This is a genomic window from Streptomyces sp. AgN23, assembly GCF_001598115.1.
In the GTDB taxonomy this organism is placed as follows: Bacteria; Actinomycetota; Actinomycetes; order Streptomycetales; family Streptomycetaceae; genus Streptomyces; species Streptomyces antimycoticus.
This window is the reverse complement of the sequence record NZ_CP007153.1, coordinates 7838740-7856276: the sequence shown is the minus strand read 5'-3', so window position 1 is coordinate 7856276 and position 17537 is coordinate 7838740. Positions and strand designations below refer to the sequence as shown.

Annotated in this window: 17 protein-coding genes; 4 read left to right on the top strand and 13 right to left on the bottom strand. The window is 71.9% G+C overall.

Features of this window, described 5'->3' with window-relative positions:
• Positions 1–91 precede the first annotated feature (91 nt).
• The 8 genes from acs to mftA all read right to left on the bottom strand — a co-directional run bounded on the left by acs (position 92) and on the right by mftA (position 8197).
• The gene (gene acs, locus AS97_RS34145) at positions 92–2038 is read right to left on the bottom strand and encodes an acetate--CoA ligase (RefSeq protein WP_210566199.1); all 1947 of its coding nucleotides are present in this window, start codon (positions 2036–2038) and stop codon (positions 92–94) included.
• Between the two features lie 67 nt (positions 2039–2105).
• On the bottom strand, positions 2106–3698 hold the full coding sequence (mftF, locus tag AS97_RS34140; RefSeq protein WP_247204572.1) for a mycofactocin biosynthesis glycosyltransferase MftF: 1593 nt from the start codon (positions 3696–3698) through the stop codon (positions 2106–2108).
• Between the two features lie 62 nt (positions 3699–3760).
• Positions 3761–4546 carry a mycofactocin-coupled SDR family oxidoreductase gene (locus tag AS97_RS34135; protein WP_059141822.1) on the bottom strand — a complete coding sequence of 262 codons (786 nt, stop codon included), beginning with the start codon at positions 4544–4546 and terminating at the stop codon, positions 3761–3763.
• Positions 4543–5343 (bottom strand): mycofactocin biosynthesis peptidyl-dipeptidase MftE, encoded by an 801-nt coding sequence (mftE, locus tag AS97_RS34130; protein ID WP_059141821.1) that lies wholly within the window; start codon positions 5341–5343, stop codon positions 4543–4545. The genes AS97_RS34135 and mftE overlap by 4 nt, the downstream gene beginning before the upstream one ends.
• Position 5344: 1 nt before the next feature.
• On the bottom strand, positions 5345–6517 hold the full coding sequence (gene mftD, locus AS97_RS34125) for a pre-mycofactocin synthase MftD (protein ID WP_059141820.1): 1173 nt from the start codon (positions 6515–6517) through the stop codon (positions 5345–5347).
• Positions 6514–7755, bottom strand: coding sequence for a mycofactocin radical SAM maturase (gene mftC, locus AS97_RS34120; protein WP_125759730.1), 1242 nt, complete (start codon positions 7753–7755; stop codon positions 6514–6516). Before mftC ends, mftD begins: the two co-directional genes overlap by 4 nt.
• Positions 7756–7779: 24 nt before the next feature.
• On the bottom strand, positions 7780–8046 hold the full coding sequence (mftB, locus tag AS97_RS34115) for a mycofactocin biosynthesis chaperone MftB (protein WP_059141818.1): 267 nt from the start codon (positions 8044–8046) through the stop codon (positions 7780–7782).
• A 10-nt stretch (positions 8047–8056) separates the two neighbouring features.
• Positions 8057–8197 carry a mycofactocin precursor MftA gene (gene mftA, locus AS97_RS34110; RefSeq protein ID WP_125759728.1) on the bottom strand — a complete coding sequence of 47 codons (141 nt, stop codon included), beginning with the start codon at positions 8195–8197 and terminating at the stop codon, positions 8057–8059.
• Positions 8198–8591: 394 nt separating this feature from the next.
• On the opposite strand from mftA, the gene AS97_RS34105 reads away from it, so the two are divergent.
• The 4 genes from AS97_RS34105 to AS97_RS34090 all read left to right on the top strand — a co-directional run bounded on the left by AS97_RS34105 (position 8592) and on the right by AS97_RS34090 (position 12290).
• Positions 8592–9272 (top strand): helix-turn-helix domain-containing protein, encoded by a 681-nt coding sequence (locus AS97_RS34105; RefSeq protein WP_236670052.1) that lies wholly within the window; start codon positions 8592–8594, stop codon positions 9270–9272.
• A 226-nt stretch (positions 9273–9498) separates the two neighbouring features.
• Positions 9499–11016, top strand: a complete 1518-nt coding sequence (locus AS97_RS34100) for an aldehyde dehydrogenase family protein (protein WP_059141817.1) — start codon at positions 9499–9501, stop codon at positions 11014–11016.
• On the top strand, positions 11016–11420 hold the full coding sequence (locus AS97_RS34095) for a DUF779 domain-containing protein (protein ID WP_059141816.1): 405 nt from the start codon (positions 11016–11018) through the stop codon (positions 11418–11420). The genes AS97_RS34100 and AS97_RS34095 overlap by 1 nt, the downstream gene beginning before the upstream one ends.
• A gap of 288 nt (positions 11421–11708) precedes the next feature.
• Positions 11709–12290 (top strand): ATP-binding protein, encoded by a 582-nt coding sequence (locus AS97_RS34090; RefSeq protein ID WP_079059099.1) that lies wholly within the window; start codon positions 11709–11711, stop codon positions 12288–12290.
• A 182-nt stretch (positions 12291–12472) separates the two neighbouring features.
• On the opposite strand, the gene AS97_RS34085 is transcribed toward AS97_RS34090, so the two are convergent.
• From AS97_RS34085 to AS97_RS34065, 5 genes are all read right to left on the bottom strand, one after another.
• A complete protein-coding gene (locus AS97_RS34085; protein ID WP_210566197.1) occupies positions 12473–13132 on the bottom strand; it encodes a hypothetical protein in 660 nt (219 codons plus the stop codon).
• The gene (locus AS97_RS34080; protein WP_059141815.1) at positions 13129–14283 is read right to left on the bottom strand and encodes an ROK family glucokinase; all 1155 of its coding nucleotides are present in this window, start codon (positions 14281–14283) and stop codon (positions 13129–13131) included. The genes AS97_RS34085 and AS97_RS34080 overlap by 4 nt, the downstream gene beginning before the upstream one ends.
• Positions 14284–14509: 226 nt before the next feature.
• Positions 14510–15349: an ATP-binding cassette domain-containing protein gene (locus AS97_RS34075; protein WP_086709829.1), complete on the bottom strand. Its 840-nt coding sequence runs from the start codon at positions 15347–15349 to the stop codon at positions 14510–14512.
• Entirely contained in the window at positions 15346–16395 is a 1050-nt protein-coding gene (locus tag AS97_RS34070; RefSeq protein WP_059141813.1) for an ABC transporter permease, read from the bottom strand. Before AS97_RS34070 ends, AS97_RS34075 begins: the two co-directional genes overlap by 4 nt.
• Positions 16392–17381: a sugar ABC transporter substrate-binding protein gene (locus AS97_RS34065; RefSeq protein ID WP_197048967.1), complete on the bottom strand. Its 990-nt coding sequence runs from the start codon at positions 17379–17381 to the stop codon at positions 16392–16394. The genes AS97_RS34070 and AS97_RS34065 overlap by 4 nt, the downstream gene beginning before the upstream one ends.
• Positions 17382–17537: the final 156 nt, after the last annotated feature.

The following is a 17537-nucleotide window of genomic DNA, read 5'->3' as shown; positions in this document are numbered from 1 at the left end:
CAGTACGCGTACCGGACCGTGCACGAGGTCCGGGTACGCCCCCGGGTCGCCGGAGCACCGGGGCCGGTCCTCGGTGTGCCACGGTCCGCCGTCAGTCGGCCTGCGGGCGGCTGTCGGCGAGCCCGGCGTTGATGAGGTCCATCACCGAGCTGTCGGCGAGCGTCGTGACGTCGCCGACCTCGCGCTTCTCCGCGACATCGCGCAGCAGCCGCCGCATGATCTTCCCGGACCGGGTCTTGGGCAGCTCGGGGACGACCATGATCTGGCGGGGCTTGGCGATGGGCCCTATCTCCCGGGCCACGTGCTCACGCAGGGCCGCGGTCACGTCCCCCGCGGAACGGACCACGCCGCCGCGCAGGATCACGAAGGCGACGATGGCCTGCCCGGTCGTCGTGTCCGACGCCCCCACCACCGCGGCCTCGGCGACCGCGGGGTAGGACACGAGTGCCGACTCGACCTCGGCGGTGGAGATGCGGTGCCCGGAGACGTTCATGACATCGTCCACGCGCCCCAGCAGCCAGATGTCGCCGTCCTCGTCGTAGCGGGCGCCGTCGCCGGCGAAGTAGTAGCCGAGATGAGCGAAGCGGGCCCAGTAGGTCTCGCGGTACCGCTCGTCGTCGCCCCAGACGCCGCGCAGCATGGACGGCCAGGGCTGATCGAGCACCAGGTAGCCGCGCTCGCCCCGGCCGACCTCAGCGCCCTGGTCGTCGACCACTTTGGCCGAGATGCCCGGCACCGGCTGCTGCGCCGAGCCCGGCTTGGCAGGGGCGGCTCCCGGCACGGGCGCGATCATGACCGCGCCGGTCTCGGTCTGCCACCACGTGTCCACGATCGGCGCCTGCTCGGCGCCGAGGTGCGTGCGGTACCAGCGCCACGCCTCGGGGTTGATCGGCTCGCCGACGCTGCCGAGCACGCGGATCGACGACAGGTCGTAGCGGGCCGGGATGTGCTCGCCCCACTTCATGAACGTGCGGATGAGGGTGGGAGCGGTGTAGTAGACCGACACCCCGAACCGCTCGATGATCTCGAAGTGCCGTCCCTGGTGCGGGGTGTTGGGCGTGCCCTCGTACATCACTGACGTGGCACGGTTGGCGAGCGGCCCATAGACGATGTAGGAGTGACCGGTGATCCATCCGATGTCGGCGGTGCACCAGTAGACGTCGGTGTCCGGGGCGAGGTCGAAGGCGGTGCGGTGGGTGTACGCGACCTGGGTGAGGTAGCCGCCGGAGGTGTGCAGGATGCCCTTCGGCTTTCCGGTCGTCCCCGAGGTGTAGAGGATGAACAGCGGGTGCTCGGCGTCGAAGGACTCCGGCCTGTGCTCGTCCGGCTGGGCATCGACCAGGTCGTGCCACCACAGGTCGCGGCCCTCGGTCCAGGGCACCTCGGTTCCGGTGCGGCGGACCACCAGGACGTGTTCGACGCTCGGCGTGTGCCGGGTCGCCTCATCGGTGTTCGCCTTCAGGGGCTCGGCCCGGCCCCGGCGGTACTGGCCGTCCGACGTGATCAGGAGGCGGGCCCCGGCGTCCTCGATGCGTGACCGCAGGGCGGCCGGCGAGAAGCCGCCGAAGACCACGCTGTGCGGCAGCCCGAGCCGGGCGCAGGCCAACATGGCGAACACCGCCTCGGGGATCATCGGCAGCTGGATGGCGACCCGGTCACCGGTCGAGAGCCCCAGCGAGAGCAGGGCGTTGGCCGTCTTGCACACCTCGCGCTTCAGATCCGCGTAGGTGATGGTCCGGGTGTCGCCCGGCTCGCCCTCCCAGTGGAAGGCGACCTGATCGCCGTGACCGGCCTCGACGTGGCGGTCGACGCAGTTGTGGGCGACGTTCAGACGCCCGCCGGTGAACCAGCGGGCGAAGGGCGCGTCCGTCCAGTCCAGGACCTGGGACCACGGGGTCTCCCAGTCCAGGTTTCCGGCCTCCCGCGCCCAGAACGCCAGGCGTTCGGCCGCCGCCGGCTCGGGTGGGCGGGACGGAGTCCCTTCCGCTCCCGCGAACGGGCTGCCGGGCGCGGAGCGGAGATCGGAGCGCGGGGTCATGCTGGTTCCTCCTGAGGTGCGGGTGGTGGGTGACGGGCGGCTCGCGGCGAGCCGGACGACACGCCCGTCACCAGGTCTCCACGGTGGCCGTGGCGGGTTGGTGCGAGGTTGGCGTGAGGGGGCGGGGCTCCCAGGGGCGCTTCGCCGCGCCACCGCGTGCGGGCAGGGCGAGGCGTGGCAGCAACGGTGCCGCGGTACGGCGGCGGAGCGCGCCCTGCCACACACCCCAGCCATAGGCGAGGTCGTCCAGACGGCGGATCGCCGTGTGGGTGAGCGGGCCGAGAGAGCTGCGGGAGCGGTAGTGGTCGGCCAGCCCCTCGGCAACGGCCGCCGTCGCGAGGGCGTAGCGGGCACGGCGGCTGACGGCCGCGGCGGCCACGGCGACCGGCCAGTGGTGCCGGGTGGCGCAGCGCAGCAGTTGCTCGGCGGTGCCTCGCAGCGCGGCCAGCGACAGCAGGGTCCCGGCCCGTACGGGGTGGTCGGCGTCCGGCATCCGCCGGGCCACCCGCACGGCGGTCAGCGCGGTCAGGGCCAGCGCCGTGGCCGCCGGCGCCGGCCTGCCGCGCAGGAGCAGGGCGCAGGCGGCGAGCGACCAGGGGGCGGCGTACAGCGGCGGCACCCGGCCGGGGTGGCGCAGGGCCAGGTCGGCCGCGCCGGTGCCGTATCCGGCCCGCTGGGCGAGCCAGCCGCGCAGGTCGGTGCGGTGCCGGTGGGCCACGCGCACAGAGGGGACATAGCGCAGTCGCCAGCCCGCCTCGTGGAGCCGCATGCACAGGTCCACGTCCTCCCCCACCCGCATGCCGGGGGCGAATCCGGCGCCGACGGCCGACCGGCGCACCACGATGGTCGCGCTCGGCACGTAGGACAGCATCGACACCGGTACGACCGGTCCCTCCCGCGACCCCATGTCCAGTGGCGAGCGGACCTGCTCATAGCGGTCGAGCGCCCGGGGGGCGGCGGGGGGCAGGGCGACGATCCGGGGGGCGGCGAGAGCCACCGCGGGGTCGCCGAAGTGCGCCAGCAGTGCGGCGAGCCACCCCGGTTCGGGTATGACATCGGAGTCGCAGAACGCCACGTACGCCGTTTCGGCCTCGCGCAGTGCGGTGTTGCGGGCGGCGGCCGGCCCGAGGTTGCGCGGGTGCGCGAGCAACCGGGCGCCGTGCCGCCGAGCCACGCGGGCGAGGGCGTCCGGGTCCTGGGAGCCGTCGTCCACCACCAGGACCGGCAGGGTGGACGTGGACGGGTCGGCGCGCAAGGCGGTCAGCAGTGCGTCGAGCTGGTCGGCCCGATCACGGATCGGAATGGCGACCGTGGTGTCGTGGACCGGGGACAGCGGGGGGCGGGGGTGGACCAGGCCCGCGTCCAGGAGCCGACGGGCGAGCGCGGCGCTCGCGTCATCCGTCACCACGAATCCGCCGTCCTCCAGCAGCCGGACGGCGGCAGCGCCGAGACGCAGCAGCCGCGGAGGGGAGCCGCCGAGCATGAGGTGGCCGTCGCGGGACCGGTGGGTGGTGGCGGCGAGTTCGACCGCGAACCCGTCGGGGAGCCGGTCCGGCGGCGGTGACGGCAGCGTGCCGGGCCGCGGTGGCGGCCCCGCGTGCCCGGCGAACCGGGACGTACGCCCGTGCCCGCCGGACAGGATGCCGCCCGCGTGCGTCACGAGCCGGGATGTCCTCACCTGCCATCCGGAACGGGACGTGTCCGCGTCCCGCGGGAACCATGTCATGCGGTGAACCCCCCGTCGGCGTGGAGTACCGAGCCGGTGATGGCGAAGGAGTCGGCCGAGCAGGCCCAGGCCACCACCGCGGCCACCTCCTCCGGCTCCAGAGGGCGCCCGGAGAGCTGCTGCTCGGCGAGCTTGTCGACCTCCGTCAGCTCGTAGAGGTCGGCCGTGGCCCGCAGCATGTCGGTGCGCGTGGAACCGGGCGACACGCCGACCGCGTTCACCCCCGTGTCCCGCAGATCACAGGCGAGGCCGCGGACCAGACCGACCACGGCGTGCTTGGCGGCGCAGTAGGCGCCCAGACCCCACAGTCCGCGGTGCGCGGCGGCCGAGGCGAGGGCGACGAACCGGCCGCTGCGGGGCCGCGGCCGGCGCAGCAGGGCGGGCACCGCGGCACGGGCGAGGTTGGCCACACCCAGCACGTCCACATCGAGCAGCGTCCGCCACTGCGCGTCGGTCTGCTCCCACACCGGGCCGCCACCGAGCATGACCGCCGCCGCGGCCACGGCGGCGTCGAGCCCGCCGAACTCGCCCTCGGCCAGCTCCACGGCGTTCCGCAGCGCGGCCGTGTCGCGGACGTCCGCCCGGACGGTGCGCACCAGGGGGAACTCAGCTGCCAGGGCGTCCAGTCGGCCGGGTCCGGCCAGCGGGTAGGGCACGTCGGGATCGTCGGCGCAGCGGTCCACGGCGACCACCGCCCAACCGGTGCGCGCCAGGCGCCGTACGGTCGCGGCTCCTATGCCCCGGGCCGCGCCGGTGACCAGGGCGACCCGGTGGCCGGTCATCGTCCACCCCCCGCATGGGCGATGAGCGGCCGCCGCTCGGGAAGGCCGAGCCGGCCCCGCTCCGAGACCCGCCAAGCACGGATGTCCTCGGCGAGGCGATCCGCCATGCGGTCGAGGAGCCGTTCGCCCTCGCTCGCGCGGGCCCCGGATGGGTCGCCCAGGACGCCGGACGGGCTGACCCCGCGGACGGACTCGGTGACAAGGCGGTCCATCAGCAGGTGGACGGGGTCGGTGGGGCCCGCGACGGCCCGTTCACCGCGGACGGCCGGGTGCCGCAGCCGCAGCATCATGGAGGTCTCGGTCCGGCCGGCGTGGGCGTCGGAGGCCTCCGGGGCGCACGGCCACCAGGCCACGTCCCGTTCCTCTTCGCGCAGGCCGACGACCGCCGCGGAGAGGCTGGTCAGGTTGGAACCGTGCCCGTTGACCACCAGCAGGCGTCCGGCCCAGCGGAGCATCGAACGGCCGATCTCCGTGACGAGCAGGCGCAGCGCGGTGTGCCCGACGGACACGGTGCCGGGGAAGCCCTCGTGCTCGCCGCTGGCCGCGTACATCTGCGGGGGCGCGACCAGCACGTCCAGGGGGCCATGCAGCCGGGCGGCGGCTCGCTCGGCGACCGCGGAGGCGACCGCCGTGTCGGTGTCGAGCGGGAGATGCGGGCCGTGCTGTTCGCAGGAGCCGAGCGGCAGCAGCACCAGGGGGCGACGGTCGTCCAGGTCCGGCCAGGTCAGGTCGGCGAGCCGGGCTGTCGTCCGGCGCCGCGGCCACGCCCTCGCGACCGGGGCGGGAGGGGGTGCCATGTCAGACCGCGCCCAGGGTGCGGGTGAACCCGGGCGGCACCACCAGGTCGTCGGGGGTCGGTTCGTGGACGGAGGACCGTCCGAGGCCGAGCAGGGCGGAGTCGATACCGCGGCTGAGGATGTCGAGGACGTTCTCCACGCCGGCCTGGCCGCCCGCCGCCAGACCCCACAGGTAGGCGCGACCGATCATCACGGCCCTGGCGCCCAGGGCCAGGGCCTTGACCACGTCGCTGCCGCGCCGGACACCGCCGTCCAGCAGCAGTTCGACCTGGTCGCCGACCGCGTCCGCGATGGCGGGCAGGGCTCGGATCGGCGCCGGGGTGGCGTCGAGGTTGTTGCCGCCGTGGTTGGACACCGAGATCGCGGTGACCCCGGCGTCGACCGCGCGCCGGGCGTCGTCCACCCGGCAGACGCCCTTGAGGAGGAACGGCCCGTCCCACTGCTCGCGCAGCCAGCGCACGTCGTCCCAGGAAGGCGGCGGAGTCCGCATCCACGCGCCGTACGCGCCGAAGAACGTGGGCGCGTCATGGCCGGACTCGGCGAGGTTCGGGGTGGTCAGGTCCGGAAGGGCGCGGGACTTGACGAATTCCCACAGCCAGCGCGGGCGAGTCAGCGCCTCCGGTGCGAACCGCGCCATGGCCTTCAGGTCCAGCCGCTCGGGTATCTTCGGGCTGCCCCAGTCGCGTCCGTAGGAGAAGGACCAGTCCAGGGTGACGATGAGCCCCTTGGCCCCGGCCTCGCGGGCGTAACTGACCCTCCGCCGCATCGCGTCCTTGGAGTCCATCCAGTACATCTGGAAGAAGGTCCGCGGATTCGCGGCCACGACGTCGGGCAGCGGCTTGCTGGCGAAGGAGCTGAGCCCGATCGCGGTGCCGCGCGCCGCCGCGGCACGGGCGACGGCCACCTCTCCGTCCGGGTGGACGGCCTGTACGCCCGTCGGGGAGATGATCACCGGCAGGGCGATCTGCTGTCCCATGACGGTCGTCGCCAGGTCGCGCTTGGCCGACAGTCCGGCCACGTGCGGGGCGAAGCCCAGCTCGGCGAAGGCGGTGGTGTTGTCGTCATAGGAGACGCCCTTCTCCGAGCCGGCGAGCAGCGCGCTGTAGACGGACTTCGGCAGCCGCTTCCTCGCCAGCCGCTGTGCCTCGGCGACCGTCTCGATCCACTTGCTCATGACGTTCCTCTCTCGTCGTGTACGGCGCGGGCACCGCCCAGGTCGACGCCGGCCAGCGGACTCTCGTCGCAGAAGCGGTCGGGGCGGAGGGTCCGGACGGCGGGCATGCCCAGTGGCACGGTGCGGTGCGAGTGGTCGTTGCCCTGGGGCGGAAGCGCGGAGCGATCGGTGGCCGCGAGGGCGGTGGCGCCGTGGCCCTTGACGCACTCCGGGTCCGGGCCGTCCAGCGGCAGGCCCGTGAAGAATTTCGCGGCCATGCAGCCGCCCTGGCAGGCGTCGTACGCCGAACAGCCCGAGCAGGCACCACCGGAGGCGGGCCGGCGCAGCTCGGCGAAGAGCTCTGAGTCGCGCCACACCCTCTCGAAACCACCCGGGGTACGCACGTTGCCCGCCTTGAAGGCGTCGTGGATGGCGAACGGGCAGGCGTACACGTCGCCCACCGGATCGATCAGGCAGACCACACGCCCGGCTCCGCACAGGTTCAGACCGGGCAGGGGGTCCGATCCCAGTGCGTTGAGGTGGAAGAAGGAGTCACCGGTCAGCACCTTCTCGCCGTGGCCGACGAGCCAGGCATACAGCTCGCGCTGCTGAAGGGCGGTGGGGTGCAGTTCGTCCCAGACATCGGCGCCGCGGCCGGAGGGCCGGAGCCGCGTGATGCGCAGCTGTGCGCCGTAGCGGTCGGCCAGGGCCGCGAAGTCATCCAGTTGCGCGATGTTCTGCCGGGTCATCACCACCGACAGCTTGAAGCCGGTGAAGCCCGCGGCGGCGAGATTCTCCATCGCCCGCACCGCCATGTCGTACGATCCCCGGCCGCGCACCGCGTCGTTCACCTCGCGGGTGGCGCCGTCGAGGGAGATCTGGACGTCGACGTAGTCCGTAGCGGCCAGCCGCCGCGCCCGCTCCTCGGTCAGCCGCAGCCCATTGGTGGAGAACTTCACGCCGACCTGGTGGGCGATCGCGTAGTCCAGCAGCTCCCAGAAGTCGGGGCGGACCGTGGGCTCGCCTCCGCCGACGTTGACGTAGAACACCTGGATGCGCTGCAACTCGTCGATCACGGACTTGATCTCGTCCGTCGACAGTTCCGCCGGGTCGCGCCGTCCGGAGGAGGACAGACAGTGCACACAGGAGAGGTTGCACGCGTACGTCCACTCCCACGTCAGGCAGATCGGGGCGTGCAACCCGCCCTTGAACTGCTCGACGAGGGCTGGTACGGGCGCGGCTTCTCGGGTGTCGGTCACGGCTGCGGCTCCGCTTCGCTGAAGTCACTGAGGGATGATCATGTCGGCGGCGGCCAGCGAGACCAGCGCACGCCGGAAGGCGTCCCGGTGCCGCTCGGGCACGCCGGCCAGCGCCTCCCGGACGCTGGCGTGCTGGTCCAGCTCACTGACGAGCTGGACGAGTTCGGGCGCCTTGAGGAACGACAGCCGGCGGTTGCCGAAGTGGTAGGCCAGCGCCCCGAACGGCTCGGGGCGCAACGCCACACCAGGGCTCAGCCGGTAGGGCCGGGCCGCGTCGAAGGGGGCGGGCATGGCGGCCGGCTCAGTAGACGCCGCACATGCCGTCGATGGAGACCTCCTCGACGAGGACCTCCTCGGCCACATCGTCCACGGCGGCCTCGGCTGCCTCGGCTGCCTCGGCTGCCCGGTGGGCGGAACGGGTCTCGTCCTGCACTGCGTGCATGGCACTCCTCCTGGAGCAAAAGGCGATAGGGGCAAGAGAGGGATTCCGGACCACGGCATCCGGGCCGGACACCACTCGACGTTAGGCCGGGCGGCCCCGCGTCTCGCCCTGCTTCCGGCCCTCCTCGCCCTGCCCGGTCGGACAGGTACGTCCCGTCCACCGCTGGTCAGCGGCGCTCGCCCCTACCGATCGGCCAGGTCGCGTCCCCTCCTTCCGCGTCCAGCCACCGTCCGAGTGGCCGGTATCGCGCCGCCGTGCGTTCGACGGAGGGTGAGCAACGCCGCAATCGTCCGGCACGTCCGTGCTCCACCCGGACATCCGCGCCGCCGGCGACGGAGCAGCCGACGCAGCACGCGCGGTCCACCGCGCGGAGAGGAAACTCGGTGTCCTGGACATGTCCACCACATGGGACCGCTCGAACCCCCTGGCCATGTCCACCGTGCGCTCGCTGGTGTCCGCCATCGAGGCCCGGCTCCGCGCCGAGCCGCCCCGTCAGGCCCACGGCACTCCGGGCCAGGTACACCTGACCTGCCTGGGTACGGACCAGGCCCTGTGTGAGGGGCGGCCCCTTCGGGTGCGACCCCGGCAGCTGGAGATCCTGACCCTGCTCGCTCTCGAACCGGACGGATTCCCATCGGGGCGGCTGCGTGAGGCCCTGTACGGTGACCGGCCCGTCAGCGCCTCCACGTTCAAGGCGGAGATCTCCCATCTGCGCCGAGCCCTCGGAGGCGGCATCACCACCCGCCGCTACGCGCTGACCACGCCCGTGTCCTGCGACGCCGTGGACGTGTTGCGCGCCCTGGAGAACGGTGACGTGGAAACCGCTCTGCGCCTCTACCGCGGCCCCCTGCTTCCCCGCTCAGCGGCGCCCGGCATCGAGGAGTGGCGTACGCACCTGGAAGTGGCCGTCCGAGAGGCGGTGCTGGCGAGCGCCCACCCGGAGCACGCCCTGCGCTACGGCGAGCGTGCCCCGTACGACGCGGAGGTGCACGAGCACGCGCTGCGCGTGCTCGGCCGGGGTGACCCGCGCCGCGCGATCGTGGCCGGGCGGCTGAGCACGGCGCTGCGCGACTGACCGCGGCGCCGGCCGTTCCCCGGGGCTCGCGTCCGGTCCGGTCACCGATCGCCCTCAGCGGCCGGCGGCGCGGTCACCGCGGTGAGCCGCGAAACCGGCGTGCTGGGGACGAGGCGTACCCGCCCGTGCCAACCTCGTGCCAACCCCGGGGGCCCACAGTGAGCGGCGGCGCGGCGGCGCGGGCCGTCGCACCACCACACTCGCCACACCTCCGAGGAGAGCCGCCATGGTGTACGCGCAGCCAGGAACAGCGGGCAGCATCGTCGACTTCGCCCGCCGCTACGACAACTTCATCGGCGGGGACTGGGTCGCTCCCGTGGAGGGCCGCTACTTCGACAATCCCTCGCCGGTGGACGGCAAGGTCTTCTGCGAGGTCGCCCGTTCCTCGGCCGCCGACGTCGGGCTCGCGCTGGACGCCGCCCACGCCGCGGCCGACCGCTGGGGCCGTGCCTCCGTCGCCGAGCGGGCGGGCGCCCTCAACCGGATCGCGGACCGGATCGAAGAGAACCTGGAGAAGATCGCCGTTGCCGAGACCTGGGAGAACGGCAAGCCCGTCCGGGAGACCCTGAACGTCGACATCCCACTCGCCGTCGACCATTTCCGCTACTTCGCGGGCGTGGTGCGCGGTCAGGAGGGCACCGTGGGCGAAATCGACGAGGATACCGTCGCCTACCACTTTCACGAGCCCCTCGGCGTGGTCGGCCAGATCATCCCGTGGAACTTCCCGATCCTGATGGCGGCGTGGAAGCTCGCCCCCGCTCTCGCGGCCGGCAACTGCGTGGTGATCAAGCCGGCCGAGCAGACCCCGGTCAGCCTGCTGAAGGTCATCGAGCTGATCGCCGACCTGCTTCCGCCGGGCGTGGTCAACGTGGTCAACGGCTTCGGCGTCGAGGCCGGCAAGCCGCTCGCGTCCAGCCCGCGCATCGCCAAGATCGCCTTCACCGGTGAGACCACCACCGGCCGGCTGATCATGCAGTACGCGTCCGAGAACATCATCCCGGTCACCCTGGAGCTGGGCGGCAAGAGCCCGAACATCTTCCTGCCCGACGTGCTGGCCGCCGACGACACCTATCTGGACAAGGCCGTCGAGGGCTTCGTGATGTTCGCGGTGAACCAGGGCGAGGTGTGCACATGCCCGTCCCGCGCCCTGATCGCCTCCTCGATCTACGACGAGTTCATGTCCCGCGCGCTGGAGCGCACCAAGGCCATCAAGGGCGGCAACCCGCTCGATCCGGAAACCATGATCGGCGCCCAGGCCAGCAATGACCAGTTCGAGAAGATCCTGTCCTACATCGACATCGGCAAGAAGGAGGGGGCCGAACTCCTCACCGGCGGCAAGCCGCGCAGCGTGCCCGGCATGGAAGGCGGCTTCTACGTCGAGCCGACCGTCTTCAAGGGCACCAACGACATGCGGATCTTCCAGGAGGAGATCTTCGGCCCGGTCGTCTCGGTCACCACCTTCGACTCCCCCGAAGAGGCCGTCAAGATCGCCAACGACACGCTCTACGGCCTCGGCGCCGGCGTCTGGACCCGCAACGGCAACCACGCCTACCGCCTCGGCCGTGAGATCAAGGCCGGCCGCGTGTGGACCAACTGCTACCACGCCTACCCGGCCCATGCGGCCTTCGGCGGCTACAAGGGCTCCGGTATCGGGCGCGAGACCCACAAGATGATGCTCGACCACTACCAGCAGACCAAGAACCTCCTGGTCAGTTACTCGGAGCGGAAGCTCGGCCTGTTCTGATGGGCACCCGGGTGACGCGAGTCGAACTGACCGATGCCGCACAGGACCTGCTGCGGCTTCTGATGTCACGTCACGGCCCCTTGATGTTCCACCAGTCCGGCGGCTGCTGTGACGGCAGCGCACCCATGTGCTACCCACGCGGCGAGTTCCGGGTCGGCGCCGCCGACGTCCTGCTGGGCGAGGTCGCCGGGGACACACCGTTCTGGATGAGCGCCGACCAGTACGCCTACTGGCGGCACACCCACCTCACCGTCGATGTGGTGCCCGGCCGGGGCAGCGGGTTCTCCCTCGAAGCCCCCGAGGGCGTGCGCTTCCTGCTCCGGTCCCGGGTCCTCACCGACGAGGAATGGGAACGCGTCTCCGCGGAGCCGTCCCTGCCGACCGGGGCGGACATCGCGGGGTGACCCGGCGGGGCGCCCCGCCGGGACGACGTGCCGGGGTGACCCGGCGGGGTGACGTGACGGGGACCACGACGGCCACCGCGTCGGCACAGGCGGTGGAGACCACGGGGCCGGGCACCTGGTGTCCGGCCCCGCGCCCGTGCTTGGGCACCAGGGTCTCCCCCTCCGAAAGGAGGGGGCGCTGCGCCCCGACGCCCAGCTACGGAGCGCGGCCGACCCGCATAGCGTGAGGGGTACCGCAGCGATCAGGAGCACAAACGACTTCGCTTCCAGCCTGTACCAGGACCGATCATGAGTACTTCCATCCTTCCCGTGACCGTCGCCGGTCCCCCTGAACAGAAGCACTGGTCCACCGGGGCTCGCCCGGCCACGTCCCACCCGGCAGGCCGACCCGCTTCCCCGCCGGCCGACCTCGGTGAGCAGGCACAGCCGCCCTCTGTTCCCGGCGGCTCCCGGCGCGCCGCCTCCAGTGGCCGGGCCGTCCTGGCGTTGCCCGCCGAGATATCTTGGGTGCCGGTGGTGCGCCACTGCGTCCGGGCGGTCCTGGCCCAGTGGCGGTTCCCCGCCGACGACCGGGAATCCGCGGAACTCATCGTCACCGAACTCGCCGCGAACGCCGCTCAGCACGGCCGCCGCGAGATGACCGTTCGTCTGACTCTGCACCCCGGAGTACTGCGGATCTCCGTGACGGACTCCGGCGCCACGGCCAGGCCGCCCCGTCCCCGGGGCACCAACCTGGGCGAGCACGGCCGGGGGCTGTCCATCGTCGGGTTCCTGGCCCATGAGGTCCGCGTTCACCAGTGGCCTCTCGGCCGGCGCGTCGACGTGGTCCTCCGCCCGTCGGCCCCCGAACCGGTTCCCGTCGGCGTTTGAGACCAGGAACTGATCGTGCGGCCAGCCCATCCGTACTCCGCGGTCCCAGGCGCCATCGGGCAGGCTCCCACCATGACGTCCCCGGCCGCCGTGGGGCGTCCCGCAGTGGAGCGACGGTGCGCGCGAGACAGGTAGCGACGTGGAGCAAGCGGGTCGCCTCGTGGGCGACCCCGATGCGTTGGCTACGGAGTGACCGTGGAGACCACGTAAACCTTGGGATGCGCCGGGTTGTCGAACTTGACAGTGATCCTCAACTTGGGTTGCGGATCCTTCTGCTTGAGTTCCATTCCCGCCCAGTCGTGACCAGCCTCCCCGACCTGCCAGCCGACCTTCTTCGCCTGGTCGCCGGTGATGGTCACCTTGCCCTTGTCCAGGGCGGAGCGGCCGGTGCCGATCCGGTGCAGGAAGGAGTCGAGTCCGTCGCGGTCCGTGACGAACTGCACGTACAGCGAGCTGATCTTCCAGGAGTTGGTCTCGTAGAACGCGACCTTCTTGGAGTAGGGCGGCACCGGCACGTCGTATATACGCCGCTGCACCCGGGTCGGATAGCCGGCGCTGAGGCCCTTGGCCGACGCCGCCTCCGCCTTCTCCTGACCGCCGTTGCGGCTCTGGATGGCGGAGATCACCAGATAGCCCGCCGGGATCACGATCAGCAGGAAGACGATCACGGCCTTGAGCCAGCGGCGGGACGGACGGCCGCCACCGGACGTGGACCCACCGGACGTGGGCCCACCGGACGTGGACCCGCCGGACGTGGACCCGCCGGACGTGGACCCCTCGGGGTGTCTGCCGTCGGCGGCGGGGGGCATCGGGGCGCCGGGGCGCTGCTCGGCGGCGGTCATTCGCGGCCTGCCTGACCGCGCGGCGCCAGCCGCAGCGGGGAGGAGGACCCGGCGCGCTCGTACCGCTCGACGCGCCGGCGGTTGGCGCGGCGGAAGCGGCGGGCCACCAGCCGGGCGAGATCGGCGGCGCCGACCATCCCGGCCTCGGGGCCCAGCTGCGCCTTGACGATCCGGGCCTCCGGCCGGTACCCACGGCCGGTGAGGGTGCGCCGGAAGGCGTCCCGGGCGGGGCCGATCAGCAGATCGTCGGCGGCGCTGACGCCGCCGCCGATGACGAAGCAGGAGGGGTCGAGGGCGGCGGCGAGATTGGCGATGCCGACACCGAGCCACTGGCCGATGTCCTGGAGCAGTTCGACGCACATGGCGTCGCCCTGGCGGGCCAGTTCGGTGATCAGCGGCCCGGTGATCTCCTGGATGTTGCCGCCGACCCGGTCGGTGATCCCGTACGCCACCGGCGATTCGGCGGCGGCCAGTTCGCGGGCCTCGCGGACGAGGGCGTTGCCGGAGCTGTACTGCTCCCAGCAGCCGCGGTTGCCACAGGGGCAGCGGTGGCCGGCCGGGACCACCTGCATATGGCCGAACTCCCCCGCGACCCCGTACTTGCCGCGCTTGACCTGGCCGTCCTCCAGGATCGCGCCGCCGATCCCGGTGCCGAGGGTGATCATGACGAGATGGTCCTCGCCGCGTCCGGCGCCGAACCGCCACTCCGCCCATGCGGCCGCGTTGGCGTCGTTGTCGACCATGACCGGGACGTCGAGCCGCTCCGCGAGCCGGTCGCGCAGCGGTTCGTTGCGCCAGGACAGATGCGGGGCGAAGAGCACCCGGTTGCGGTCGGCGTCCACCCAGCCCGCGGCGCCGATGCCCACGGCGTGCACATCGTGCCGGTCGGAGAGGTCCAGCACCAGTTCGGTGATGGTGTCCTCGACGACCTTGGGGCTCTTGGACTTGTCCGGGGTCTCGGTGCGCAGCTTCTCGAGGATGGTGCCGTCGGCGTCGACCACTCCGGCCATCACCTTGGTGCCGCCGATGTCGATGCCGACCGTGGGCACCCGGGGCGCGCTGAGATGCGAGCGGCGCTCACGGGTGCCGACGGTCCGCAGCACGGTGGCCCGGGCCGAGCCCCGGTGCACTCGTTCGCGGTAGATGCTCATCGGCCGGCCCCCTCGCCGGTGTGGGGGGTACGGTCGCTGCGGGTACGTGCTCGCAAGAGTTCGTCGTCCCTGCGGGGGTATCGGGAGGCCGCGCGGCCTCGGGTGCGTCGGTCGTGGCGGGTGGGGCCCGCCGTGCGATTGTGCCTCACCCGCGCCTCACGCCGCATGGCGAGCCTACGGCGCGCGGCCCGCCAAGGGGCCGGAACACGGCCGTCGGCCCGGCCGCTCAGCCCTTGGCGACCCCTTCCGAGAGGTCGGGGGCGGGGGTGCGGGCCAGTTCATGGCTGAGCTGTTCCAGCTCGCTGCCGCCCGCCATCTGCCGGGTGAGCTCCTCCAGCGCGATCTCGTCCTTGGCGTGGCTGCCCGCCATGGCGCCGCGCTTGAGCAGCACGAAGCGGTCGCCGACGAGATAGGCGTGGTGCGGGTTGTGGGTGATGAGGACCACGCCGAGGCCCGCGTCCCGGGCAGCCGCGACGTACTTGAGCACGACCCCGGACTGCTTGACGCCCAGCGCCGCCGTCGGCTCGTCCAGGATCAGCACCTTCGCGCCGAAGTGGACGGCGCGGGCGATGGCGACGCACTGGCGCTGCCCGCCGGAGAGGGTGCCGATGGGCTGGTCGACGTCGCGCAGATCGATGCCCATGCGCAGCAGTTCACGGTGGGTCGTGGCGCGCATCACCTCCACGTCCAGGCGCCGGAGCGGCCCGCGGCCCTTGTGGATCTCGGAGCCGAGGAAGAAGTTCCGCCACACCGGCATCATCGGGACCACGGCGAGGTCCTGGTAGACGGTGGCGATCCCGCGGTCCAGGGCCTCGCGCGGGGAGCCGAGCCGGGCCTCCTCCCCCTCGATGGCGAAGCTGCCGCCGTCGTGCTGGTGCAGCCCCGCGACGATCTTGATGAGGGTGGACTTGCCCGCGCCGTTGTCGCCGAGGACGCAGGTGATCTCCCCGGCGTGCACCTCCAGCGAGACGTCTTCCAGGGCCTGGACGTTGCCGTAGTACTTGCTGATGTCGCGGAGCGCGACCAGAGGCGTCCCGGATGCCCGAGATGTCTGGGACGTACTCATTTGCTCTCCTCCGCCCGCTTGCGAACCCACCAGTTGAGCAGCGTGGCGAGCAGCAGCATCGCCCCGAGGAAGAACTTGAACCAGTCGGCGCCCCACTGCGCGTAGACGATGCCCTTGTTGGTCATGCCGAAGATGAACGCGCCGACGGCCGCGCCGACCGCCGAGCCGTAGCCACCGGTCAGCAGACAGCCGCCGATGACGGCGGCGATGATGTAGAGCAGCTCATTGCCCACGCCCTCGCCGGACTGGACGACGTCGTAGTTGAACAGCAGATGCTGGCCGGAGATCCAGGCGGCCAGCGCGACGCCCAGATAGAGGCCGATCTTGGTGCGCTCCACCGGTACGCCCACCGCGCGGGCCGCCTCCTTGGCGCCGCCCACCGCGAAGATCCAGTTCCCGGCGCGGGTGCGCAGCAGGATCCAGGTGGCGAGCGCGATCAGGGCGAACCACCACAGGACGGTGATCTGCACCTCGACGTCCCCGATGGTCAGATGCGAGGCGAAGACCTTGTGGGCGGAGGGGAAGCCCTCCATGTCGGCGATGCTCTTGGTGGAGACGGTGTCGCTGATCAGCTTGGTGAAGCCGAGGTTGCAGCCCTGGAGGATCAGGAAGGTGCCGAGCGTGATGATGAAGCTCGGCAGGTTGGTGCGCACCAGCAGATAGCCGTTGAAGAAGCCGATCGCGAGGGTGGCCAGCAGGGACACCCCGGCGCCGACCCATACGTTCGCCGTCATCTGGTACGAGAACATCGACGAGATCAGCGCCGAGCTGGTCACCAGGACCCCGGTCGACAGGTCGAACTCCCCGCCGATCATCAGCAGCGCGACCGGCACCGCCATGATCCCGATGGTCGAGGACGCGTACAGCACGGTGCTGAAGCTGGACCACTGGAGGAAGGCGTCGGCGACGATCGAGAAGAAGACGAAGACGGCGACGGCGCCGACGACCGCGCCCAGCTCCGGCCGCCCCGCGAGCCGGCGCGGCAGCGAGCCGCGCACCGGCTGCCGGCTCGCGAGTTCCTCGACGGGCGGTGCCTCCGCGCTCATCGGGTGCCCCGCTTCGTGTACGACGCCAGCTCGGCGGCGTCGTCCTTGGTGATGATCTGCGGACCGGTCAGCACCGGCTTGCCGCCGCCGAGCACATCGGCGTTGTAGCGGTTGAGCCACAGCAGATCCACGGCCTCATAGCCCTGGAGGTACGGCTGCTGGTCCACGGCGAAGCCCAGCTTGCCGCTCTGGAGCGAGGCGGCCACCTTGGCGTTGAGGTCGAAGGTGTCGATCTCGGCCTTGCTGCCCGCCTGGTCGGCGGCCTTGGCGGCGGTGTCCGCGAACGGCGCGCCGAGGGTGAGCACGGTGTCGATGCCCTTGTCCGACTGCAACTTGGCCTCGATCGAGGACTGCACATCGGGCATGTTGGTGCCCTCGACGTAGATCTTCTCCATCTTGCCGTCGAAGGTCTTGGCCGCGCCGTCGCAGCGCTGCTCATGGCCGACGTTGCCCTGCTCGTGGAGTACGCACAGGGCCTTCTTGCGGTCCCGCTTGTTGAGCTCGTCGCCGACGGCCTCGCCCGCGATGGTCTCGTCCTGGCCGACGTGGGTGAGCGCGCCGAACGCCTTGGACACCTCGGAGCCCGAGTTGACGGTGATCACCGGTATCCCGGCCTTCCGCGCCTTCTTCACCACTGCCTTCATGGCGTCGGGCTTGGCGAGGGTGACGATCAGGCCGTCGACCTTCTGGTCGATGTAGGACTGGACGAGCTGGGACTGCTCCTTGCCCTCCTCGTTGTGGGCGTAGAGGAACCGGATGTTGTCCTTGACCGCGGCCTGCTTGGCACCGCTCTGGACGATGTCCCAGAAGGTGTCGCCGTCGCCGGAGTGGGTGACCATGGCGAAGGTCCACTTCGGGGTGTTGACCGCCGCCCGCCCCCCGGCGGCCGCCTCCCTCGCGGCCCGCTCCTCGGCACGCTTGCCGCCCGTACTGCTGCAGCCCGCCAGCACCGTACCCAGCACCGCCGCCAGCACGGCGGCGGTCATCGCACGTGCCCCTCTCCGCACCTTCGCCACGAAGACCCGCCCTTCTCACTGTGTGTTCGTCCCGCTGTCACCTTCGCGGCCGGGTACCGCATGATCGGCCCGGCCGCCGCCAAGTATCCGTTACCGGCCCTCGCCGGGGCCTGCGGGGTGCTCGGC

Bases quoted from the DNA above. Each gene is read 5' to 3' on its own strand.
- acs (WP_210566199.1), bottom strand. From the start codon at position 2,038: ATGACCCCGCGCTCCGATCTCCGCTCCGCGCCCGGCAGCCCGTTCGCG.
- AS97_RS34135 (WP_059141822.1), bottom strand. From the start codon at position 4,546: ATGACCGGCCACCGGGTCGCCCTGGTCACCGGCGCGGCCCGGGGCATA.
- mftE (WP_059141821.1), bottom strand. From the start codon at position 5,343: ATGGCACCCCCTCCCGCCCCGGTCGCGAGGGCGTGGCCGCGGCGCCGG.
- mftD (WP_059141820.1), bottom strand. From the start codon at position 6,517: ATGAGCAAGTGGATCGAGACGGTCGCCGAGGCACAGCGGCTGGCGAGG.
- mftB (WP_059141818.1), bottom strand. From the start codon at position 8,046: ATGCCCGCCCCCTTCGACGCGGCCCGGCCCTACCGGCTGAGCCCTGGT.
- mftA (WP_125759728.1), bottom strand. From the start codon at position 8,197: ATGCACGCAGTGCAGGACGAGACCCGTTCCGCCCACCGGGCAGCCGAG.
- AS97_RS34105 (WP_236670052.1), top strand. From the start codon at position 8,592: ATGTCCACCACATGGGACCGCTCGAACCCCCTGGCCATGTCCACCGTG.
- AS97_RS34100 (WP_059141817.1), top strand. From the start codon at position 9,499: ATGGTGTACGCGCAGCCAGGAACAGCGGGCAGCATCGTCGACTTCGCC.
- AS97_RS34095 (WP_059141816.1), top strand. From the start codon at position 11,016: ATGGGCACCCGGGTGACGCGAGTCGAACTGACCGATGCCGCACAGGAC.
- AS97_RS34090 (WP_079059099.1), top strand. From the start codon at position 11,709: ATGAGTACTTCCATCCTTCCCGTGACCGTCGCCGGTCCCCCTGAACAG.
- AS97_RS34085 (WP_210566197.1), bottom strand. From the start codon at position 13,132: ATGACCGCCGCCGAGCAGCGCCCCGGCGCCCCGATGCCCCCCGCCGCC.
- AS97_RS34080 (WP_059141815.1), bottom strand. From the start codon at position 14,283: ATGAGCATCTACCGCGAACGAGTGCACCGGGGCTCGGCCCGGGCCACC.
- AS97_RS34075 (WP_086709829.1), bottom strand. From the start codon at position 15,349: ATGAGTACGTCCCAGACATCTCGGGCATCCGGGACGCCTCTGGTCGCG.
- AS97_RS34070 (WP_059141813.1), bottom strand. From the start codon at position 16,395: ATGAGCGCGGAGGCACCGCCCGTCGAGGAACTCGCGAGCCGGCAGCCG.
- AS97_RS34065 (WP_197048967.1), bottom strand. From the start codon at position 17,381: ATGACCGCCGCCGTGCTGGCGGCGGTGCTGGGTACGGTGCTGGCGGGC.